Genomic DNA, 23,172 nt, shown 5'->3' on the forward strand with positions numbered 1-23,172 from the left:
GCGTGCGCCCACGCGCAAGAGCAAACCGCACACCGCTTCTTACATTGACCGCACCCCGCCGATGCAAAGGAGCCACAGCGTGAACGATACGAGCCCTGGAACCCACGACACCCCCGCGCCGTCTCTCGACGGCCTCAGCTACGGCAACTGGACAGAGGCCGAAAAGCTCGCGCTCAGCTGCCGCATCCTCGCCAAGGAAGGGCACTCCGAAACCCTGGCCGGACAGGTCACCGTGCGCCAGCCCGACGGCACCTTCCTGACGACACCTCTCGCGCATGCCTTCGCCGAGATCCGCCCGCAGTCGGTCATGCGCATCGACGATTCGCTGCGCGTGCTCGAAGGCCGCGGCGTGCCCAACCCCGCGGTGCGCTTCCACCTGTGGGTCTACAGGCGCAGGCCGGACGTGAACTGCGTGATCCACACGCACCCGCCGTACGTCTCGGCGCTCTCGATGACCGGCGAGCCGCTGCAGATCGCACACATGGACGCCACGCCTTTCTTCGACGACTGCGCGTTCCTGCCCGAGTGGCCCGGCCTGCCGATTGCCGACGTCGAAGGCGAGATCATCTCGGCGGCTCTCGGCAAGAAGCGCTGCGTGCTGCTGGCCAACCACGGCTTCCTTGCCGCCACGGCGACCATCGAGGAGTCGCTCTACATGTCGGTGCTCATCGAGCGCGCGGCGCGCAACCAGCTGATCGCGCAGTCGGCCTACGGGCGACTCAAGCTGGTGGATCCGGTACTGGCGAAGGAGTCGCACGACTTCCTTCTGCAGCGCAGCATCGTCAACGCCAGTTTCGCGATGTTCGCGCGGCAGATCACGCAGGAGCAGCCATGAACAGCATCGCCTCGCCATTGCAGGCACAAGCGGCTACCACCGTGGAGAGAAAGCACCAGAGCGTGTGGAAGATTGGCGCCGCCACCATGGTCGGCACGGCCATCGAGGCCTTCGACTTCCTTGCCTACGGCACGGCCGCGGCGCTGGTGTTCAACAAACTCTTCTTTCCCAACTTCGACCCCACAGTCGGCACGCTGGCGGCCTTCGGCACCTTTGCGAGCGGCATGCTCGCCCGGCCGCTGGGCGGCATCATCTTCGGGCACTACGGCGACCGGCTGGGCCGCAAGTCGATGCTCACGCTGAGCCTGCTGCTGATGGGCATCTGCACCGTGCTGATAGGCCTTTTGCCGACCTACGAATCGATCGGCCTGTGGGCCGCGGTGCTGCTGGTGCTGCTGCGCATCGGGCAGGGCCTGTCGTTCGGCGGCGAGCTCGGCGGCGCGATGCTGATGGCCGTGGAGCATGCGCCGCCCAAATGGAAATCGCTGGTCGGCAGCATGCCGCAGATGGGCGCACCCATCGGCGTGCTGCTGTCGTCAGGCGCCTTCGCGCTGGTCACTCAGTTGCCCGAGGCCAGCTTCCTGAGCTGGGGCTGGCGGCTGCCGTTTCTTGCGAGTGCGGTGCTGATCGTGCTGGGCGTGTTCATCCGCATGAAGGTGCAGGAGTCGCCCGAGTTCATGCAGGTCAAGGTGCACCAGAAAACGGCGGCGCTGCCGGCGCGCGAGGTCGTGGTCGCGCACCTGAAGCCCTTGCTGCTGACCATCGGCGGCAAGCTGGCCGAGGTGACGCTGATCTACACCATTCTTGTGTTCTCGATCTCGTATGCGACCAGCCGCCTGGGCTTCTCGCGCTCCGATGCGCTGCACGCGCTGATCGCCGGCTCGACCGTGATGGTCTTCACCATCCCGGCCAGCGGCTGGCTTGCCGACAAGGTGGGCGCGCGGCGGCTCTATGTATTCGGCGGGCTGCTGCTGGCGATCATGGCGGTGCCGCTGTTCCAGGCCATCGGCAGCGGATCGCTCACGGCGTACACCGTGGCCATGGTGGTGGCGCTGTCGATCAACTACCCGCTGATGTTCGCGCCGCAGTCGAACCTGTATGCGGCGCAATTTCCGGCCGAGCTGCGCTATTCCGGCATCTCGATCGGCATCCAGTTCGCGGCGGCCATCGGCGGCGGGCTTGCGCCGATCATCGCGGCCACGCTGGTGGCGAAGTATTCGAGCATCGTGCCGGTGGGCATCTATGTGGCGGTGCTTGGCGTGGTGGCCGCCGTCTCTGCCTGGCTGATGCGCCCGACCGCGAACGAATGAGCGAAGTGACCGTCGTCAGGAGTGCCCGTCCACCCGCATCTGGAACAGGAAGTAGGGCGGTATGCACGCACCGCGCCCTTCGGGCTGGCCCTCGGCCTGCGCGCAGATGTAGTCGTCGCGGCAGGGCTGCTGCGCCGAGCAGCTGCGCAGGTTGCCGGGCCGCGTGTGCTTCGCCAGGCATTCGCCGAAGGGCTTCTTCGCGGCGAGGCAGCTGTTGAAGTCGCTGAGGATCGCGATGCCGCCGCAGGTGCCGTTCTTGTCGCCCGGGTCGCAGGGGCCCGAGCACATGCCGCCCGGAAAGCCGACCGAGGTTTTCTCGCACACGGAGAGCATGCCTTCGCAGGAGATGCGCGGCAGCTTCTCGGCACGGTCCAGCCATGGATTGGCAGATGCGGTGATGCGGGTGGGCTCGCAGCGCGCGCCGACCGTCGGCTTCTCAGCCACGGCGTTCGCATCGTCGGGCTCGGCCAGCGGGCGGAACGGATCGGGCCGCGGCGTCGACAGCGCGGCCCGCACATAGGTGCCGCGACGTGCCAGTTCGTCTTGCACATGCGGCGAGTGCGGCACCGCCAGCGCGTTGCCCGTGGTGAAGGTCCGCGATGCACCGCGCCGGTCTACTCCGAGCAGGTGAAAGCCCGCGACTGCGCGGCTCTGGTGGCAGCCTGCGCAACTCAGGTCGTCGAGGCGGCGCAGCACTGCCTGCGGTGATTGCAGCGTTCGGCTGCCCTGAACGGCTTGCCATTCGCCTGGCGCGAAGAGCTGCTCGAAGGGTCGGTTCGCCAGCCGTTCGAGCCCACGCGGCGCGACCGAGACGGCTTCGGTGGCGAGAAATTTCTCGGGAATCTGCAAGGTAGCTTCGTCCAGCGCGCGCAGGTTCGCGGGCTGCTGCAGCCATTGCTGCAGCTCCTTGCGCAGCGGGGCGCTGGCCTTGAGCTTTGCGATGTCGGGTGTGTTTTCCAGCGGTGCAACGTCGAAGCGCTTCGCGCCCGCATTCCAGCGGAAGGCGCGCAGCATGTATTCGGCATGGCCGCCCAGATCGGGCCGCACCCCCGAGGGCCAGCGCACGCTCTGCAGGTTGGTCGTGACCTGCGCGATGCGCGCGAGCGCCAGGCGCTGCGGCGCCAGCGGACCATCGGCCGACACCAGCCAGCGGCCGGTTGCCTCGTCGGTCATCGACGCTTGCGGCGGCTGCCAGCGCTTCGCTGTGCTCGCGCAACTGCCATCGGCATCGGGCGCATCGCCGCGCAGCTCGACGTTGACCGTCATCGGCAGGCGCGACTGCATCGCGACCGTGCGATAGGCCAGGCGGTACACCAGCCGTGTCTCGCCGCACGCGCCGCTCTGGAATGGCCGGCGATCCATGCGATTGGCGACGCCCACCAGTTCGAAGAAGGCATCGGGGCTCGCAAGCCAGCGCGCATCGAATAGCCGGTGCGGATATTTCGAGATACCGACGCCGGCCTGCCTGTCGCGCCGCTGGAGGCTGGAGAGGCTCGCGCTGATCGGCTCGGCGATGGAGCGCCAGGCGGGCGAGCGCATCAGGGCCTGGTTGGTGGCGATGCCGTCGCTACCCGGCGCCTCGCCGGTCCAGTGCGCAAAACTTGCGCCGGACTTTTCCGCGGCCTGCAAGGCGGCGGGCGACGTGACGAGGAGCACCGGCTCCGCCGTGGCACCAAGGGCGAACGCCAGCGCGAGGCCGGCAGTCAGGCTGTGTTTGAAGGTCGGCACGCGGGCGATTGTGCCGCGATGAGCCGCTCCGCTTGCGACTGCCGCCTCAACGGCGCGGCGAGATATTCAGCGTCTTGCAGAAGTCGTAGAAGGCTTCGAGCTGCAGCGATTTGTCGAACACCGCATCCACGCCCGCGGACAGCGCGCCTTCGCGCACCTCGGAGGTCGCGTAGTTCATGAGAACCACCGTGCGCTGCGCTGGTGACTTGTGCTCCTGCAGGTACTGCGCCACGGTGAGCCCGTTGCCTTCGGCCAGGAAGATGTCGATGACGGCCGCGTCCCAGCCTTCGGGGTTTTTCTTGAGCCAGTCGATGGCGGCGCCGGAGGTGGTGGCGGTGCCGATCACATTGCATTCGGAAAATTCTTGCAGCCCGTCGGTCAGCGTGGTGGCGATCAGGGGGTTGTCTTCAATCAGATAGATACGGGTCATCGGGGTCATCGGGGTCATCGTGCGGAGCCGGGAGCTTCTCGTTGTGTTCGTTCGGCTTGTCTCGGCCGAGGCGGTCATTGTGTCTGCCGACGGGGTGGGGCGAGTCGGACAACACCGTCATCTGTCGTAGCGGGATCACTGGCGTACAAGACGCGGCGGCGCATGCAGCCATATCGTGCGACGGTCTTGAACTTGTCCACATCCGATGCCGCAATCTTTTACGCCTCCTTTCACATCCTCCGGCCGCAGCGCGCTTGTGCAGGCACCGCCCTGGCACTACGCCGGCTGGCTCGTCAACGTAGCCTTCGAATTCGATGCCGCGCTTGGTGCGGCGCTGGTACCGGCCGAGCTCGGCACGGCCACCGGCAAGGGCTGCGTCCATTTCGCCGACTGGCAGGCCTGCGGTGACGATGGCCGCGAGCTGCTCGACCCCGTGTACGCGCAGTACCGCGAGACCATCGTCGTGCTCGAGATCGCGGCAAAGCCGGGCGTTGGCGATACGCGCTTGTGCTTCTATTGCCCGCTGATCTACGTGGACCAGGACATCTCGCTGCTGCGCGGCTGGCTCCAGGGCTGGCCCAAGAAGATCGGCCAGACCTGGCTCACGCGCAGCATGCCGCTGATCCATCCGGCGGCTGCGCCGTTGTCGGCCGGCAGCCAATTGGGCGCGAGTCTCAGCGTGAAGGAGCGACGGCTCGTCGACGCTTCGGTCACGCTGTCGGGCGAGAAGGCCGGGCGCCTGGGTTTTCTGGCGGCACCGACCATCGGTGCCATCGGCTGGCCCGACCTGACGCAGCCGGGCAGCGTGGCTGTGCCGCGCTATCTGCGCGCCGACATCATCGACCGCGTCGAGTCGGGTTGGGCCGGTGGCAGTGCGACGCTGCGGTTCCACGATCACCCGGTCGAAGAGCTGGCGCTGCTCGGCCCTGTGGACGCCACGACCGCCAGCGCCGGCTGGATGGGCATCACGGTGCGGGGGGCGCTACCCTTGGAGGGATGAACCCGCGCACAAGCTCACCCGCCTCGCATGTGATCGGCCTGCCGATGGAAGACGGCGCGCAGGTCGAGGCGATGTTCGCGGCCGACCCCAAGGCGCGCTTCGAGTTGCATTGGCATGCAGAGTGGAGCGTTGGCGCAATCCTTGAAGGCCGCTGCGAATTCACCTGCGCCGGCGAGCGGCAGGTGGCGCAGGCGGGCGACCTGGTGCTGATGGCGCCCTTCATGCTTCACACCGCCGGCGTGAGCGCGCAGGGCTTCCGCATGGTGATGCTGTATGTGCCGCACGTCTGGGTTGGCGCGCGCTTCGGATGGCCGCAGGGCCAGCGGGGTGTGCTGCGCCGGAGCGTCTGGCAAGACGCGGCCATGGTCGATGCACTGGCTGTTGCAGCGCTGGCGGAAGACGGTGCGCAGGTCGGCCGGCTCCTGGAGCAGGTTCTTGGAGCGCAGACCAGCGGCGAACTGGTGGCGGTCGAACGGCATGCGGGCGACGCACGCGTGGAGGCCGTCTGCGACGCGTTGGCGACCGAGGATGCCTGCCGCATCGATCCGGGCGCGCTGGCCCGGCGGCTGGGCATGTCGCGCGAGCACTTTCATCGCCTGTTCCGCGTGGCCGTCGGCGTGACGCCGGCGCACTATGCGCGGCTCGCGCGCATCGGCAGGGCCAAGGCGCTGCTGCGCGAGGGGTGCGCGGCGGCCGACGTGGCGGCGCAATGCGGCTTCACGGACCAGGCTCATTTCTCGCGCTGGTTCAGCCGCTGCTTCGGCGTGACGCCGGGCAACTACATGGCACGCACATAGCGCCCCGGCGGCATCCCGAAATACCGGGTGAACGCGACGTTGAATGTGCTTGCGGAGCTGTACCCCACGCGCTGCGCAACTTCGGCAATGCCAGCTTCCTTGCGCCGCAGCAGGTTCTTTGCCATGGCCATTCGCCAGGCAAGGAGGTATTCCATCGGCGCGACACCCACTGTGCGGCTGAAGCGCTCGAAGAACGTCGAGCGCGAGAGGGCCGCCTCTTTCGCCAGCTGCGCAACTGTCCAGGGCCGGGTCGGGCTTTCGTGCATCTGCCGGATTGCAACCGCGAGGCGCGGATCGGCAAGCCCGCGAACGAGGCCTGGCGATGCCGCAGTTCCCGCAGTGGACCGGAGGGCTTCGATGAAAAGCACTTCGAGAAGGCGCGACAGGATGACGTCGCGCGCGGGCCGCTGCTCGCGGGACTCTTCCACCACCAGTTGCACGAGGGCAGCCAGCCGGCTCTCGTCGCGAACATGGATGAGTTCCGGCAGGAGCGTTACCAGCAGGGCCGCATCCGGCGAGCCGAAGACGCAATAGCCCACCAGCAAGCGAACGTCGGGCGGACCGCCTGGATTGCCATGGCGCGTTTCACCCTCGAGGAAGGAGACGGTCGACGGATCGATCCCTTCGGATGTCGTCGGCGCCTCGAGGCTCGACATCGTGAAGCCATGCGCCGAGGGGATCAGTACAAAGTCTTTCTCCTGGAGGGTGACCGGCTCCTGGCCGTCGACCTCGAGGCGGCACGACCCCTCGACGATCACGCAGTAGAAGGGCCGCCCGGCTTCCGAACGCCGGACGGTCCAGGAGCCCGCGCCGCTGACGATCTTGGAGAGCTGGGCACCCGGTTGAAGCAGCGAGACCACCTCAGTGAGCGGATCGATCATGGTCGGACTATTGAACGATAAATGCGGACGATGGATTGTAGAAAGTCCGGCCTGCAAAGCCTATCTTCTCGGTATTGCAACCACTGATGGAGTCCCCATTGAAGACCGTTCTGATCACCGGATGCTCGTCCGGCTTTGGCCTCGAGACCGCCAAGTACTTCCTCGAGCGCGACTGGAATGTCGTCGCCACGATGCGCACGCAACGCGAAGACGTTTTGCCCCGTTCCGATCGCGTGCGCGTGCTCGCGCTCGACGTCACCGACCCTGAAAGCATTCGCCAGGCCGTGGAGGCCGCGGGGCCAATCGACGTGCTGGTCAACAACGCAGGCATCGGATTGCTGGGCGTTCTCGAATGCAGCTCGATGGAGCTTGCCCGCGAAATCTTCGAGACGAACACGATGGGCACGCTGATGGTGACCCAGGCGGTGCTGCCTCAGTTCAGGCAACGCAGGGCAGGTGTCATCGTGAATGTATCGTCGAGCACCACGCTGAAGCCGCTCCCGATGCTTTCCGTGTACACCGCGAGCAAGGCGGCGGTCAACGCATTCAGCGAGTCGCTCGCGCTTGAACTCCGGCAGTTCAATGTGCGGGTGAACCTGGTCCTGCCCGGGCGGTCTCCCGAGACTCCCTTCAGCAAGAACGCACAGCCCCGCATGCAGGCGGGAATTCCGCAGGCGTACGCCGAGTTTGCGCAGGGCGTATTCACGGCAATGGGGCAATCGCCAGGGCCGGTCACGCACGCGCTGGATGTGGCGCAAGCTGTATGGCGCGCGGCGAATGACCCGTCGTGCCCGATCCGGATTCCCGCCGGCGCGGACGCCGTGGCGCTGGCCGAGGCGTTGACCTGACATCGGACGCTCGCGTTGGCAGCGCAACCCGCCCGCGAGTGCCAATAAAAAACCAACACCGGCACCGATTTCAATCGGCAGGCAAGCAACGCTGCGGATCGATAAACGCGCCCGAAAACAGCAGCATCGTTACCAGCTGTTGTTCGTGAGCCTGTCGAACACATCTTGAGACCTGCCTGTGGGCATCGGCGCAAGCCGGGCGCTCGAAATGGCGCCGCCCTCGAATCTCCTGAGAACCTGAACAACGCACTGCGCCGGTCAGCCGGATCGGCCTTGCGTTGTCAATCTCCTTCACTCTAGAACCAATGTAGGAATCTGCCCCGATTCAGCGGCCGAACTGAATGGGAAGTTCGCACATCTTGTTTCTCACGGAAGCAGAACGGATTGCGGTTTCGACGTACTTTTATTGCACTGCAGCATCAAAAAAACGGGCCTCCGGGCTCGTGATTCGACAGGGTTCTTCGGTCAAGTCCCTTTCATCAATGGGCGATGTGCCGGCACGGTTGCCGGTGCGCGCCGTCGACGTTTCAAGAGGTGGCTATGCGTGCGTCCAAACCGATTTCGTATCTGCTCTTTCGTCGCCCGGCGCGCATTGCCGGCACCATCGACCGCCGCGCCCGATCGCGGCCCGGTCGAAGTCGGCAGAAGGGTTCATTCGTTCCCAAGCTGGCGGCCTACGCGCTGCTGGCTTTCGTGCTGTGGCTCATGATCGCGACCTTGATCCAGCCGCTGCTGTCCGCGCAGGCGACGCGGGCCGTCCTGGAGGCGCCCGTGGGACTGGTCACCTCGCCGATCAACGGCGTGGTGACGCAGATGGCGGTGCATACGCGCGACGCGGTGGTGCCGGGCTCCCTGGTGGCCACGGTGCGCAATCCCACGGTCAGCCAGGAGATCCTCACCACGCTGACAACGCAGCGTCTTGCCTTGCAAAGCCAGCTGTCGCAGCTGGGCAATCAGTTCAAGGCCGACAGCCAGGAGATGAGATCCGTCGGGCAAGAGGCCCAGGTTCACCGCCAGGCTTCCCTGGCCCAGACATGGGACGCATGGCAAATTGCCCAGCGGCAGCGCGACGTGGCGCACAGCGTGGTGGCCGAGCAGGAGAACAAGGTCCGCACCAACGAGGCATTGCTGAAAGAGGGCGCCATCAGCGAGCAGGTGATGAACGCGGCCGAGGCCCAGCTGAGCACAGCGCGCGCCAACGCGGCGGTGGCCGAGCAGGCCTTTGCCGGGCAGGCGCAGACCGTGGTGAGCGCGGGGCAGGGCGCCTTCGTGGGCACCGGCGGCAGCAACCTGTTCCAGACGCTCTCGAGCCGGCGCGAAGCATTGCGCAACAGCATCGACCGCGCCCAGCAGGACGGCACCGCCATCTTCAAGCAGCTCAAGCAGATCACACAGCTTGAAGACGATGAGCGCCGCCGCGTCGAGAAGCTCGCCGCGTACCAGGTAACGGCCACCCAGCCGGGCCTGGTGCACACCGTGCTGGCGCCCGAGGGCGCGTACGTCACTGCCGGTGCCTCGCTGGTGCGCGTCACCGATTGCAGCCGGATCGGCGTCGTCGCGGTGTTTCCCGCGCGGCTGGCCAAGCGGTTGAGCATCGGCTCCATGCTCGACGTGAAGATCGGCGAGAACAGCACCGCGTTGCCTGCACGTGTCGAGCAATTGCTGCCCGAGGCTTCCGAGGCGCTGCAGAGCACGTACAGCGTGCCCTTCCCCTATGCCGAGCAGGGCTCCATCTATGCCGTGGCACGCATCGAGGACAGCGGGGTGCAACAGGCCGAATCCCGCAGGCAGAGTCTCTGCGTGCCGGGCAAGGTGGTCTCCGCAAGCCTCAAGACCTGAGCACGGGCACGTTGCGCTTCTTCTTCAAGAGAACGACATGCCGATCTCTGTTTTTTCCCGCGCATGGATGCGGTGCATGCGGTGCACCGTCGCATCGATGGCGCTGGCCTGCGCGGCAGCGGCGACTTCGGCGGCCCAGCCCGGCGCCACGCAGCAGGCGCTCGCACGTGACAGCTGCGACGGGTTGCGGCGCGCGGTCGCGCACGACCAGGCGGGCGTCGCGTCGGGGCCGTTGTTCCTCAACAGCTACAGGCCGACGGACGCCGGACAGGGCGAGCCGCCGTTCGAGCCCGCGCTGGCGGGCGCTGCCTTCACCTACGACAACGCATTGGCCGGCATCGCGCTGCTGGCCTGCGGCGACCGTGCCGCCGCCAGGCGCATCGGCGATGCCGTGGTGCGCGCCGTTGCGCACGACCAGAACTTCACCGACGGGCGCGTGCGCAACGCCTATCGCGCCGGGCCTGTCTCCGAAGAAAAGCCCGCGCTGCCCGGCCGCTGGGACGCAGGCCGCAAGCAGTGGATTGCCGACGCCTACCAGGTGAGCACCGCCACCGGCAACGTGGCCTGGGCCGCGTTGCTCATGCTGAACCTGTTCCAGGCCGAGCCGTCGCCGGCCTATCTGGCGACCGCACGCAAGCTGCTGGCCTGGACCGAGCAGAACACGCGCGCCACGAACGGCGTGGATGGCTACAACGGCGGGCGCTACGGTTGGGACAACGCGCAGCGCGCCCAGACCTGGAAGTCCACCGAGCACAACATCGACATCGCCATGGCAGCCGCCTGGGCTGCGCGTGCCGCCGGCCAGCAGGGCGGGCCGGAGCAACGACAGGCGCGCACAGCGCTCGACTTCGTGGGACGCATGTGGAATCCGTCGGAGCAGCGTTTCAACATCGGCACCAAGGAAGACGGCGCGACCATCTCCACCGAGAGCTCAGGCCTGGATGCGCAACTGTGGCCGCTGCTGGCAGCGCCCGAGGGCTCCTGTGCCTGGGCCCGCGGGCTCGAATGGGTGGAGAAGCACCATCGCTTCGAGGCGGGCTACGGCTTCTCGCGCAATCCCGACGGCATCTGGACCGAAGGCAGCGCGCAGGCCGCCGCCACGCTGGTGGCGCGCACAGGCGCGGCGCCCGAGGCGCTGTGGCAATTGCTCGCATCGCAACGCGCCGGCAACGGCCTGTACTACGCAACGCCGAGTTCGCGCATTTCCACCGGCCTGGCCATCGGCCCCGACTCGGCCGGCGCGGACTTCTACTACTACCGCTGGCCGCACCTGGGGGCCACTGCGTGGATCGCCCTGGCTGCCACGGGTTTCAACCCCTTCACCGGCAAGACCGCCGCACCGGGAGTCATTCCATCATGTCCAGCCTGATCGCCACACCGGAATTCCAGCTCAACGCACTCGTCGCGGGGCTCGCGTTGCTCCTGATGACCTGGGCCAGGGTCGATCGCATCACCCATCGCGCGCTGTTCGGCGCGCTGACCGCGCTGCTGCTGCTGCGGTACGCGGCATGGCGCGTGGTCGCCACCATGCCGCCTTCGGACCTCGGCTTCGAAACACTGTTCGCCTGGGTGTTCCTTTGCTTCGAGATGACCGCCATCGTCTACACGCTGATGTCCATCCACATGCTGGTGAAGCGTCGCGACAACCAGTCATTGGCCGACCGGGGAGAGGCCCTGCTGCGTGCGCGCGGCGGGCAGGTGCCGGCGGTGGACGTCTTCATCTGCACGTACAACGAAGAGCTGGCCGTGCTGGAGAAGACCATCATTGCCGCCCAGGCCATCGACTACCCGCGGCTGAAGGTCTGGGTGCTCGACGACACCCGGCGCGACTGGCTGCGCGACTATTGCGAGCGCCGCGGCGTGCACTATGCGCGGCGGCCCGACAACAGCCACGCCAAGGCCGGCAACCTGAACAACGGGCTGCGCCTGTCGGCGGACGTGACCAATGCGCCCTACATCCTTGTGCTCGACGCAGACTTCGCGCCGCAGCGCGAGATCGTCTACCGCATGCTCGGGCTGTTCGGGGACCGCCGTGTAGGGCTGGTGCAGACGCCGCAGTTCTACTACAACGCCGACCCCATCCAGCACAACTTGCGCGCCACCGACAGTTGGGTCGACGAGCAGCGCGTGTTCTTCGACGTGCTGCAGCCGGCGAAGGACGCGGCGGATTCCGCCTTCTGCGTGGGCACGTCGTTCATCGTGCGGCGCGACCTGATCACCGCCGCGGGCGGCTTTCCGGTCGGCAGCGTGTGCGAAGACATCCACACCACCTACCTGCTGCTGCGGCACGGCCACGTCACGCGCTGGCTGGGCGAGCGGCTGTCGAACGGGTTGTCGGCCGAGAGCATCGTCGACTACATCAACCAGCGCAGCCGCTGGTGCCTGGGCACGGTGCAGCTTGCGTTGCTGCCCGAAGGGCCGTTGCGCGGCAGCGGCTACAGCCTCTCGGCGCGGCTGCACTTTCTGCACGGGGTGCTGCATTGGCTCGGCAAGCCTTTCATGGCGTTGATCGTGCTGGCGCCGGTGCTGTACTGGTATGCCGGCGTCTCGGTCTTTCACGCCACGCCGCAGGCCTTCGCCGCCTACGGGCTGCCGCCGCTCATGATGTTCTGGGCCTACAGCTACTGGATCAGCCAGCGGCGCTGTCTGCCCGTGTTCAGCGAGGTGAGCCAGCTCGTGGCGGCGATGGCCGTCACCGGCACGCTGGCCAGCGCGATGCTGCGGCCCTTCGGTCGCCCGTTCAAGGTGACGGCCAAGGGGCTCGATCGCACCAGGACCGTCGTGCACTGGAAGCTGGTCGCCGTGTTCGGCGGGCTGCTGGTTGCGCTGCAGGGCGGGGGCGCATCGGCCGTGATGCGCGGTGCGGCGCTCACGCCCGGCGACGAGCTCAATCTCGTGTGGACCGGCATTGCGCTGATCCTCTGCCTGGGTGCGCTCATCGCCTGCATCGACCTGCCCCGGCCGGAGCAGGAGGAGCGCTTCCCCTGGCGCGCTCGCACCCGTATCCGCACCGCGGCGGGAGAGGGCGATTCGCGCTTCGTCAACATCGCTTCGGACGGCGCACTGATGGAGGGGGGTGGCTTGTTCAAGCGCCTGCACATCGGACAGCTGCTGGAGGTCTACATCGATCCCGTCGGCTGGCTACCGGCCCGCCTTGCTGGCCGCAGCCGTGCCGGCGCCGAACTGCGGTTTGCCGGCACCGAGGCGCAGCGCGAGCACCTGGTGAGCCACGTGTTCAATGTGCCTCCGAGCCACGTTGCCGTTCAGGTGCGGCCATGGCGGGCCGCGTCGGCGCTGCTCGCGAGCGCGGGCTTCCGGTCGCCCGAAGCAGGGTTCGTGCGCCTGAGCCTGCGGCTGTTCCTGCTGGTGCTGGCGGTGTGCATCCTGCTTGTGGTGAGCGGATGCAATTTCACGCCGCCGCTCAAGCAGCCCGACCTGTCGATGCCTTCGCAATGGCCGGCCGGCGCGACGCGGCCGGCCGCGGATCCCGTGGACTGGCGCGGCTTCGTGCAGGACGACGAGCTGCGGGGGCTGATAACAACCGCGCTGGATCGCAACCGCGACCTGCGCGTCTATGCCGCGAAGGCACGCGAAGCGCGGGCCGTGTATGCCGGAAGCCGCGCCTCGCTGTTCCCGCCACTGGGACTGTCGGCCCATGCCCAGCGGGCGCAGACCACGCCGCAGGGCTCGCTCAGCCCGGTCGGCAACCTGCCGTCCGACGGGAGCGTTTCCAACAGCTTCGACATCCAGGCCGGCGTGACCTCGTACGAGCTCGACTTCTTCGGCCGCCAGCAGAGCAGCGCGCAGCAAAGCGGCTCCCTGGCCGAGGCCGGCGACAAGGACTACGCGGCAGCGCGCATGAACCTGGTGGGCGAAGTGTCGAATGCCTACCTCACGTTGCGCGCAGACCGCGCCTTGCTGAGCCTGGCCGACACCAACGAGGCCGCGCTGAACGCCAATGCCGACATGATCGGACGCGCCAAGGCGGTCGGCGGTGCTGCGCAGCTGGACGTCTATCGCGCGCAATCGCTGTTGCAGAACGCCCGGGTGCGGCAGGAAGAGTTCCGCATGCGCGTCGCCCAGGATCTGCAGGGGCTGAACGTGCTGGTGGGCCAACCCGTGCCGCCGGACACGGGCGCCGCCCGGCCCTGGCCGCAGCGTTCCACCGCGCAGGTCGCGCCAGGGTTGCCCTCCAGCCTGCTGCAGCGTCGGCCCGACCTGCTGGCGGCCTATGCGCGCGTCGAAGCCGCCAATTCGGGCGTGGGCGCGGCCAAGGCCGCCATGCTGCCGACCATCTCGCTGACGGCCCTCACGGGCGGCGTCAGCCGGGAGCTGTCGACGCTGCTGAATGGCAGCAACAGCAGCTGGGCCGGTGTGCTGGGCGTGTCGTTGCCCCTGTTCGACTGGGGGAGCCGGTCGGCCAACGTCAAGGGCAACGAAGCGCGGCTCGCGGCAGCAATGGCCTCTTACGAATCCGCGGCGCAAGTGGCTTTTCGTGAAACTGCCAACGCCCTGATTGCCGACGACCATCTGCTCCCGCAACTCGAGGCGCAGCAGGCACGCGTGCAGGCGCTCGAGAAGGTGGCCAGCATTTCGCGCACGCGCTTTCGCAGCGGCATGGAGGACTACTTCTCCAGCCAGGACGCGCAGCGCGAACTCTATGCCGAGCAGCAGCAGCTGATCGAACTGCAACTCAAGGCGGCCGTGAACACGGTCAATCTGTACAAGGCCCTTGGAGGCGGATGGGGCAGTGCTGCTTAGGCGGGGGCTTGGCCGGGGGCGTCAGTAAGCCGCCTCGCCGCCCAGCAAGGCGCGCCGGGCGAGCAGGAAGGTCGCGGCGTTCCAGCTCTGCCCGGCCATGCCCATGGGCGCAAGCGTCCGGCCGTGGAACCACTCGGTGAAACGCCAGTCGTCGAGCGCGTTGACCTGCGCCAGCCGAACGAGCTCGGACCAGGCCTGTTCATGCAAGCCCAGCCTGGCGAGCGCCATCACCCAGAAGCCGCCCACGAAGGGCCAGATGCCACCGTTGTGGTACTGGTGCACGATGTTCTGCTGATGGCGCCCCATGTAGGCCCGCCACAGCGGGTGCTGGCGCGACAGCGGATGCAGCACCACGCGCACGGGGTAGGGCTCGCCGGCATGCGCCTGCGTGATGGTGTCGACGATGCGATGTGCCATGGCCGGATCGGCCAGCCCGCTCTGTATGGCCAGCACGTTGCCGAACACGTCCCCCTCGTCGCCGACCACGGCCAGGTTGACGAAGCTGAGGTACAGGCCCGGGTCGCGCCGGCCGCGGCGCGCATAGTGCTGCAGCAGCCGGGCCCGGTGGTATTCGGGCAGGTCGCGCTGGAACGGATTGAACAGGTGGTTGAAATGGTGCTGCGTCGCCTCGGCATGATCGAGCGCGTAGCGGCGCTTGACCTCATACCAGAGCGCATTGCTGTACAGCACGTAGCCCGAGCGCGGCATGATGTCGGCCCAGTCGCTGGCCTCGTTCTGCTGCAGCAGCCGGAAGTGCTGGTGCTCCTGCGCCAGCAGCCAGTCGACCGCGCGGCTCACCTCGCGGGCCCAGTGCGAAGGGCCGACCTGCCCATGGCGGCGCACGTGGTCCACGGCAATCAGCCACCACAGGGTGGCGTCGATGCAGCCCAGGTACCAGAAGTCGGCATCGCGGCCCTCGGGGTCGACGTATTTGGGAATCTGCCCGTTGGCCGCCTGTTGCGCCGCGAGCGCGTCGAGGCTGGCCACCGCACCTTGTTCCAGCGCGGGCACGCCGCTGCCGCACATCGCGATCACGCATATCGCAGCGTCGCGTCCGAAGATTCGCGTGTAGCGCCGCGCCTCGGCGGCTTCGGTCCGCAGCGCCGCGAGGATGCCGTGCGGCGTCAGGTTTCGTTCCAGAAGCGCGAGAGAAGCCTGCGAGCAGGTGTCGAGCAATGCGAGCGCGGGGGCATCAAGGTCGGTCATGAACACACATCGTGGCCTGGGGCTGTCTTTTTATCACCCGCCGGCGTGCGCACCGGCGGGCGACTCGGGCAACTCTCCGACACGGCGAGGCGGCGCAGACCGTAACCGCGGCATGCCGCACGCCTGCAAATTGACACAGGCCATGCGAGAACCGAAGTCGGTCTTCGAACAACAGTTCCGCAGGCCTTCAACAGGAGCGCCGGTGCAGTCGAACCATTCACTCCAGAGCGAGCGAGACGCTTATCTTTTCCGCGAGGGAACCCACTCCCGCCTATACGACCTGCTGGGTTGCCACCCTCTGGAAGAGGGCGGCGCACGGTTCGCGGTGTGGGCGCCGAATGCGGAGTCCGTCTCGGTGGTCGGCGACTGGAACTACTGGTCCGGCGACGCCGACCCGCTGGCACCGAGTCCCGACGGCACGGGCATATGGCAAGGGCAGGTTTCCCATGCCGCGATCGGCCAGGCGTACAAGTACCGCATCCGTTCCCGCCATGGCAGCTACACGGTCGACAAGGCCGACCCTGTCGCCTTCAGCGCGGAGCCGCCGCCCGCCACTGCATCGCGCATCTGCGAACTTTCTTACGAATGGGGTGACGCCGAGTGGATGGCGACGCGCGGGCCGCGCAATGCGCTGGACGCCCCCATGTCGGTCTACGAGGTGCACCTGGGCTCGTGGCGGCGCCGCGATGGGTTGTTTCTCGACTACCGCGAGATGGCGCACCAGCTTGCCGCCTACGTGAACGAGATGGGCTTCACGCACGTGGAGCTCATGCCCGTGACCGAGCATCCCTTCTACGGCTCATGGGGCTACCAGACCACCGGCTACTTCGCGCCCACCGCGCGCTTCGGGTCGCCGCAGGACTTCATGTACCTCGTCGACCACCTGCACCAGCAGGGCATTGGCGTGCTACTCGACTGGGTGCCCTCGCACTTTCCGACCGACGAGCACGGGCTCGGGTACTTCGACGGCACGCATCTCTACGAACAAGCCGATCCGCGCCAGGGCTTTCATCCGGAGTGGAACTCCAGCATCTTCAACTACGGCCGGCCCGAGGTGCGCAGCTTCCTGGTGTCGTCGGGGCTGTTCTGGCTGAACGTGTACCACCTCGACGGGCTGCGCGTGGACGCCGTCGCGTCGATGCTGTACCTCGACTACGCGCGAGAGCACGGCGAGTGGATTCCCAACCGCCACGGCGGCCGCGAGAACCTGGAGGCCATCGACTTCCTCCAGACGCTGAACCGTGCCGTGTACCGCGAGCACCCCGACACGATCACGGTGGCCGAGGAATCGACCGCGTGGCCGCGCGTGTCGCGGCCCACCGACATGGACGGCCTGGGCTTCGGCGAGAAATGGAACATGGGCTGGATGCACGACGTGCTGGCCTACATGAAGCAGGACCCGGTCCACCGCAAGTACCACCATCACAAGCTGACCTTTGCGTTGATGTACGCCTTCCACGAGAACTTCGTGCTGCCGCTCTCGCACGACGAGGTGGTGCATGGCAAGGGCTCGCTGCTCAACAAGATGCCCGGGGACGCCTGGCAGCAGTTCGCCAACCTGCGCGCGCTCTACGGCTTCATGTGGGCGCATCCGGGCAAGAAGCTGCTCTTCATGGGTGGCGAGTTCGGCCAGCGGCGCGAGTGGACGCACGACGGCGAGCTCGAATGGTGGGTCTGCGAACAGGAAGGGCACCGCGGCCTGCAGCGCCTCGTGGCCCAGCTCAATCGCGTCTACCGCGGTGCGCCCGCGCTCCACCAGGTTGACTTCTCGTCCTCGGGGTTCGAGTGGGTCGCGGCCGACGACACCGACACCAGCGTGTTCGCCTTCCTGCGCAAGGCGAGCGACGGCAGTCCGCCATTGCTGGCGGTGAGCAACATGACCCCGGTGCCGCGCACCAACTACCTGCTCGGCGTGCCGCTGGGCGGCCATTGGCGCGAGCTGATCAACACCGACGCGGCGGAGTTCGGCGGGGCGGGCTGGGGCAATTTCGGGGGCGTCGAAGCGGCGCCCGTGCGTTCCCATGGCCGCAGGCAATCGGTGTGCATCACCTTGCCGCCGCTGTCCACGCTGATCCTGGAGCACCGTCCCTGATGAAGAACATCTTTTCGACCAAGCCCGCCCCCGCAGCGGCGGGGACCGACATCGGCTTCGACGACGGAGCGGTCCGCGCGGTCATCGACGCCGTGCTGCCGTGCGTGGACAACGGGCGCTTCCCTGTGAAGTGCGTGGCCGGCGAGCGGGTGCGGGTTCGCGCTCATTGCTTCACCGACGGGCACGACGTGCTGCGCGTGCAGCTGTGCTGGCGCGCGCACGACCAAGCCCAGGGCCAGGCCGCATTCCGCGAAGTGCCGATGAAGCCGCTCGGCAACGACGTGTGGGAGGCCGTGTTCTCGCCGCCATCTATCGGGCGCTATGTCTACACCGCAGTCGCCTGGGTGGACCCGTTCGAGTCGTGGCGCAGCGAGATGACGCGGCGCGTCGACCCCGATGACGTGCGCATTGCCGCGCAGGTCGGTGCGCTGGAAATCGCTGCCGCCGCCGCGCGCGCCGAAGGCGCCGACCGCACCGCGTTGAACCGCTGGGCCACCGAGCTCGATGCCGTGGCGGCCAGCCCCGCGTACGACGTTGTCTCGCTGAAGGCGCTGGCGCTCGACGACGAGTACGCCGAGCTGGCGCGTCGCCATCCAGACCGCCGGCATCAGGTGCGCCACCCGGTCGAGCTGCCGCTGGTCGCCGACCGCGAGCGCGCGCGCTTCAGTACCTGGTACGAGCTGTTCCCGCGCTCGACCGGCCCCGCGCCCGGCGTGCACGGCACCTTCAGGGACGTGGAGGCGCGCCTGCCGGCCATTGCCGCGATGGGCTTCGACGTGCTGTACTTTCCGCCGATCCACCCCGTCGGCCGCGAGCAGCGCAAGGGCCCCAACAACGCGCTCGAAGCCGGTCCCGGCGACGTGGGAAGCCCGTGGGCCATCGGTGCGGCCGAAGGCGGGCACAAGTCGATCCTTCCGGAGCTCGGCACCGAAGAAGACTTCAGGCACCTGCTCGCACGCGCGGCGGAGCACGGCCTGGAGATCGCGCTGGACATCGCCTTCCAGTGCGCGCCTGACCACCCCTATGTGAAGGCGCACCCCGACTGGTTCCGCTGGCGCCCCGACGGCAGCGTGCAGTACGCCGAGAACCCGCCCAAGAAATACCAGGACATCTATCCCTTCAACTTCGAGTGCGAAGACTGGCGCGGCCTCTGGGCCGAACTCAAGAGCGTGTTCGACCACTGGATCGCGCAGGGCGTGCGCATCTTCCGCGTGGACAACCCCCACACCAAGGCCTTTCCGTTCTGGGAGTGGGCAATCGGCGAGGTGAAGCGCGTGCACCCCGACGTGATCTTCCTGGCCGAAGCCTTCACGCGGCCGAAAGTGATGCACCGGCTCGCGAAACTGGGCTTCTCGCAGTCGTACACCTACTTCACCTGGCGCAACACGAAAGAGGAGTTGCAGGAGTACTTCACCGAACTCTCGAGCGGCCCCGGCATCGACTACTTCCGCCCCAACGCGTGGCCCAACACGCCCGACATCCTGCACGAGCAGCTGCAGGCCGGCGAGCCCGCCATGTTCATGTCGCGGCTGGTGCTGGCCGCCACGCTCGCAGCCAACTACGGCATGTACGGGCCGGCCTACGAACTGCTCGAGCACCTGCCGCGCGGACCCGGCAGCGAGGAATACCTTGATTCCGAGAAATACCAGCTGCGCCACTGGAACCACGACGACCCCGCAAGCCTCGCCCCCTTCATCGCGCGGGTGAACCACATCCGCCGCGAGAACCCTGCGCTGCACCGGGACAGGGGCCTGCGCTTCCTGCACATCGACAACGACCAGTTGCTGGCCTATGCCAAGGAATCGCCCGACGGCGACAACGTGATCGTCACCGTGGTCAACCTCGATCCGCACAACATGCAGTCGGGCTGGCTCGGGCTGGAACCCGGCAGCGTGGGCGTGCCGGCCGGGCGCAGCTTCCAGATGCACGACCTGCTCAGCGGCCAGCGCTTCACCTGGCAGGGCGACTGGCACTACGTGCGGCTCGATCCCCACAGCGTGCCCGCGCACATCTTCGTGGTCCGTCGCCGCCACGGCGACGAGCGCGACTTCGATTACTTCCTGTGAGGTCGCCTGCCCATGAACGCACCCGTCTCCCACATCGCACTAGAGACCGTCGAGATCGACACCAGCGACGATCCGCTGTGGTATCGCGACGCGGTGATCTACCAGCTCAACGTCAAGGCCTTCTTCGACTCCAACAACGACGGCATGGGCGACTTCAAGGGCGTTACCGCCAAGCTCGACTACGTGAAGGAGCTGGGCGTCAACACCATCTGGCTGATGCCGTTCTATCCCTCGCCGCTGCGCGACGACGGCTACGACATCTCCGGCTACGAAGATGTGCACCCGCAGTACGGCACGCTCGACGACTTCCGCGAGATGCTGGCCGAGGCGCACAAGCGGGGCCTGCGCGTGATCACCGAGCTGGTCATCAACCACACATCGAATGAGCACCCGTGGTTCAAGGCCGCGCGTCTTGCGCCGCCCGGTTCGCCCGAGCGTGACTTCTATGTGTGGAGCGACACCGACCAGCTCTACCAGGGCACGCGGATCATCTTCACCGACACCGAGACCTCGAACTGGACCTGGGACCCGGTGGCCAAGCAGTACTTCTGGCACCGCTTCTTCAGCCACCAGCCCGACCTGAACTTCGACAACCCGAAGCTGATGGAGGCGATCCTGAAGACCATGCGCTTCTGGCTCGACATGGGCGTGGATGGCTTCCGGCTCGACGCCATTCCCTACCTGGTGGAGCGCGACGGCACCAGCAACGAGAACCTGCCCGAGACCCACGCGGTGATCAAGCAGCTGCGCGCGGCCATCGACGCCGAGTACAAGAACCGCTTCCTGCTGGCCGAAGCCAACATGTGGCCGGAGGACGTGCGCGAGTATTTCGGCGATGGCGACGAGTGCCACATGGCGTATCACTTCCCGTTGATGCCGCGCATGTACATGGCCATCGCGCAGGAAGACCGGCACCCCATCGTCGAGATCATGGCGCAGACGCCCGACATTCCCGAGGGCTGCCAGTGGGCCATCTTCCTGCGCAACCACGACGAGCTCACGCTCGAGATGGTGACCAGCAAGGAGCGCGACTACATGTACACCATGTACGCGGCCGACATGCGCGCGCGCATCAACCTGGGCATTCGCAGGCGCCTGGCGCCGCTGATGGAGAACGACCTCGACCGTGTGAAGCTCATGAACGGCATGCTGCTGTCGATGCCGGGCTCGCCGATCATCTACTACGGCGACGAGATCGGCATGGGCGACAACGTGTTCGTGGGCGACCGCAACGGCGTGCGCACGCCCATGCAATGGAGCCCCGACCGCAACGCCGGCTTCTCGCGTGCCGACCCGCAGCGCCTGTACCTGCAGCCGATCATGGACCCGATGTTCGGCTATGAGGCGCTCAACGTCGAGACGCAGGCGCGCGACAGCAGCTCGCTGCTGAACTGGACCAAGCGCATGCTCGCCGTACGCAAGACCAGCCATGCCTTCGGGCGCGGCAGGCGGCGCTTCCTGAAGCCGGGCAACCGAAAGATCCTGGCCTACCTGAGCGAGTACGACGGCGACGTGATCCTCACGGTGTTCAACCTGTCGCGCGCCGCGCAACCGGTGGAACTCGACCTGTCGGAGTTCAAGGGCTTCGTGCCAATCGAGATGCTAGGCCGCGCGCCGTTCCCGCCCATCGGCGAGCTGCCATACCTGCTCACGCTGGCCTCGTACGGCTTCTACTGGTTCAAGCTCACGGCAGAGGCCGATGCGCCGAGCTGGCACGAGCAGGGCGTGGCGCTGCAGGAGTGGCCCACGCTGGTGCTCTTCGATGGCTGGACCAGCTTCTTCCGCGACCGCGTGATGCCCTGGCGCATCGGCATGTCCGAGCGCATGCGCAACCAGTTCGAGCTGGAGACGCTGCCGCGCCACATCGAGATCCAGCGCTGGTACGCCTCCAAGGGCACAGCCATCCAACGCGCACGGCTGTTCGACCACGCCGTGTGGGACGTGAATGGCCTGAGCTGGATGCTGTCGCTGCTCGACCTCGAAGGCCCGGCCGGGGGCGCCACCTACTTCATGCCGCTTGCGCTGGCCTGGGAAGAGCGTGATGAGGAGCGCATGGCCGGCGTGGCGCAGGCCGCGCTCGCCAAGGTGCGGCAGCAGGCGCAGGTGGGCCTGATGGGCGATGCCTTCTACGACGAGGCCTTCTGTCGCGCGCTGGTGCACGCCATCGCAAGCGGCACCGAGCTGCCGACGCTGAACGGCAAGCTGGTCTTCAGGCCGACGGCCGCCTTCGCGGAGATCGCCGCCGACATCGACATAGACGCGCTGCCCGTCGGCCGCCCGAGCGGCGTGAGCAGCAACACCGTGGTCACGCTGGACGAGACCCTGTTCCTCAAGGGCTACCGTCACGTGCGCGAAGGCATCAACCCTGAGCTGGAGATCGGCCGCTTCCTGACCGAGGTGGCGCGCTACCCGCACTGCGTGCCGGTGCTCGGCGCGCTCGAGTACATGACCAACGACGGGCGCACGATGACGCTCGCGATGGTGCAGAGCTACATGGCCAACCAGGGCGACGGCTGGGACTACACGCTCGGCTACCTCGAGCGCTTCCTGCGCGATGTGGCCACCACCGACGGTGACCTGCCCGACGTGGCCGCGGTGCACGGCGGCTTTCTCGCACTCATGGCCACGCTGGGGCGGCGCACTGCCGAGCTGCACCGCGCGCTCGCGATGCGCACCGGCTCGGCCGCCTTCGACCCCGAACCGCTGGCCGCAGCCGACTTCGCCAGCTTCAAGACGCACGCGGCAAACGACGCCACGACCACGCTCGCGTTGTTGCGCGAACGGCTCGACCTGCTGCCGTCCACCGCGCAGGCCGATGCGCGCAACCTGCTGGAAGCGGCCGATGCGCTGCACGCCGGCATCCAGGCGCGGCACCCGGTGGAAGGCGGCGGCATCAAGAGCCGCTACCACGGCGACTACCACCTGGGCCAGGTGCTGGTGAAGGACAACGACTTCGTCATCATCGACTTCGAGGGCGAGCCTGCCCGCAGCTTCGAGGAGCGCCGCGCCAAGAGCTCGCCCCTGCGCGACGTGGCGAGCATGCTGCGCTCGTTCAACTACGCCCGCTGGTCGGCGCTGCGCCGGGTGGCGCAGAGCACTGACGAAGCCGAGCGGCTGGCCGCGCCGGCCATCGCCTGGGAGCAGGCGACGCGCGGCGCCTTCCTGGCCGGCTACGGCGCCGCGCTGGCGCCGCCCGACGGCGCGCCGCTCGATGCCGAACTGCTCTCGCTGTTCGAGCTCGACAAGGCCCTCTACGAGCTGCGCTACGAACTCGGCAACCGCATCGAATGGGCGCAGGTTCCGCTGCACGGCGTGCTCGCGCTGATCCAGCCGGCCCGCGCCTGACACCACTGACACGCCACTGACGCCACCCCTTCAC

General features: G+C 67.4%; 15 protein-coding genes. 11 read left to right on the forward strand and 4 right to left on the reverse strand.

Features of this window, described 5'->3' with window-relative positions; genetic code table 11:
• Positions 1-79 precede the first annotated feature (79 nt).
• Both BLW48_RS17370 and BLW48_RS17375 read left to right on the forward strand, forming a co-directional pair.
• Positions 80-835 carry an aldolase gene (locus tag BLW48_RS17370; protein WP_256330797.1) on the forward strand — a complete coding sequence of 252 codons (756 nt, stop codon included), beginning with the start codon at positions 80-82 and terminating at the stop codon, positions 833-835.
• Complete coding sequence (locus tag BLW48_RS17375; protein ID WP_093176576.1) at positions 832-2,145, forward strand: MFS transporter; 1,314 nt, start codon at positions 832-834, stop codon at positions 2,143-2,145. Before BLW48_RS17370 ends, BLW48_RS17375 begins: the two co-directional genes overlap by 4 nt.
• Positions 2,146-2,160: 15 nt before the next feature.
• Here BLW48_RS17375 and BLW48_RS17380 read toward each other — a convergent pair whose 3' ends face one another.
• Positions 2,161-3,873, reverse strand: coding sequence for a hypothetical protein (locus tag BLW48_RS17380; RefSeq protein ID WP_256330798.1), 1,713 nt, complete (start codon positions 3,871-3,873; stop codon positions 2,161-2,163).
• A 46-nt stretch (positions 3,874-3,919) separates the two neighbouring features.
• Positions 3,920-4,321, reverse strand: a complete 402-nt coding sequence (locus BLW48_RS17385) for a response regulator (RefSeq protein ID WP_256330799.1) — start codon at positions 4,319-4,321, stop codon at positions 3,920-3,922.
• A gap of 187 nt (positions 4,322-4,508) precedes the next feature.
• Here BLW48_RS17385 and BLW48_RS17390 point away from each other — a divergent pair, with 187 nt between their 5' ends.
• Both BLW48_RS17390 and BLW48_RS17395 read left to right on the forward strand, forming a co-directional pair.
• The gene (locus BLW48_RS17390) at positions 4,509-5,303 is read left to right on the forward strand and encodes an acetoacetate decarboxylase family protein (protein ID WP_093176579.1); all 795 of its coding nucleotides are present in this window, start codon (positions 4,509-4,511) and stop codon (positions 5,301-5,303) included.
• Positions 5,300-6,100 carry a helix-turn-helix transcriptional regulator gene (locus BLW48_RS17395; protein WP_093176581.1) on the forward strand — a complete coding sequence of 267 codons (801 nt, stop codon included), beginning with the start codon at positions 5,300-5,302 and terminating at the stop codon, positions 6,098-6,100. Before BLW48_RS17390 ends, BLW48_RS17395 begins: the two co-directional genes overlap by 4 nt.
• On the opposite strand, the gene BLW48_RS17400 is transcribed toward BLW48_RS17395, so the two are convergent.
• A complete protein-coding gene (locus BLW48_RS17400; RefSeq protein WP_093176583.1) occupies positions 6,082-6,981 on the reverse strand; it encodes an AraC family transcriptional regulator in 900 nt (299 codons plus the stop codon). The genes BLW48_RS17395 and BLW48_RS17400 overlap by 19 nt on opposite strands.
• A 98-nt stretch (positions 6,982-7,079) precedes the next feature.
• Here BLW48_RS17400 and BLW48_RS17405 point away from each other — a divergent pair, with 98 nt between their 5' ends.
• The 4 genes from BLW48_RS17405 to BLW48_RS17420 all read left to right on the forward strand — a co-directional run bounded on the left by BLW48_RS17405 (position 7,080) and on the right by BLW48_RS17420 (position 14,429).
• Positions 7,080-7,829, forward strand: a complete 750-nt coding sequence (locus tag BLW48_RS17405; RefSeq protein ID WP_093176585.1) for an SDR family oxidoreductase — start codon at positions 7,080-7,082, stop codon at positions 7,827-7,829.
• Positions 7,830-8,369: 540 nt separating this feature from the next.
• Positions 8,370-9,668, forward strand: coding sequence for an HlyD family secretion protein (locus tag BLW48_RS17410; protein WP_093176586.1), 1,299 nt, complete (start codon positions 8,370-8,372; stop codon positions 9,666-9,668).
• 37 nt (positions 9,669-9,705) lie between these two features.
• Positions 9,706-11,037 (forward strand): hypothetical protein, encoded by a 1,332-nt coding sequence (locus tag BLW48_RS17415; protein WP_093176588.1) that lies wholly within the window; start codon positions 9,706-9,708, stop codon positions 11,035-11,037.
• Entirely contained in the window at positions 11,025-14,429 is a 3,405-nt protein-coding gene (locus BLW48_RS17420; protein WP_093176589.1) for an efflux transporter outer membrane subunit, read from the forward strand. The genes BLW48_RS17415 and BLW48_RS17420 overlap by 13 nt, the downstream gene beginning before the upstream one ends.
• Before the next feature lie 21 nt (positions 14,430-14,450).
• On the opposite strand, the gene BLW48_RS17425 is transcribed toward BLW48_RS17420, so the two are convergent.
• Complete coding sequence (locus tag BLW48_RS17425; protein WP_093176591.1) at positions 14,451-15,635, reverse strand: amylo-alpha-1,6-glucosidase; 1,185 nt, start codon at positions 15,633-15,635, stop codon at positions 14,451-14,453.
• A gap of 202 nt (positions 15,636-15,837) precedes the next feature.
• Here BLW48_RS17425 and glgB point away from each other — a divergent pair, with 202 nt between their 5' ends.
• From glgB to treS, 3 genes are read left to right on the forward strand one after another with little or no spacing between them, the layout of a single operon-like run.
• Positions 15,838-17,727 (forward strand): 1,4-alpha-glucan branching protein GlgB, encoded by a 1,890-nt coding sequence (gene glgB / locus BLW48_RS17430; RefSeq protein ID WP_093176592.1) that lies wholly within the window; start codon positions 15,838-15,840, stop codon positions 17,725-17,727.
• Positions 17,727-19,793 carry an alpha-1,4-glucan--maltose-1-phosphate maltosyltransferase gene (locus BLW48_RS17435; protein WP_093176594.1) on the forward strand — a complete coding sequence of 689 codons (2,067 nt, stop codon included), beginning with the start codon at positions 17,727-17,729 and terminating at the stop codon, positions 19,791-19,793. The genes glgB and BLW48_RS17435 overlap by 1 nt, the downstream gene beginning before the upstream one ends.
• A 12-nt stretch (positions 19,794-19,805) precedes the next feature.
• Complete coding sequence (treS, locus tag BLW48_RS17440; protein ID WP_093176595.1) at positions 19,806-23,138, forward strand: maltose alpha-D-glucosyltransferase; 3,333 nt, start codon at positions 19,806-19,808, stop codon at positions 23,136-23,138.
• Positions 23,139-23,172: the final 34 nt, after the last annotated feature.

Origin of the sequence: Variovorax sp. YR266 (assembly GCF_900107295.1) — a bacterium.
Taxonomy (GTDB): Bacteria; Pseudomonadota; Gammaproteobacteria; order Burkholderiales; family Burkholderiaceae_C; genus Variovorax.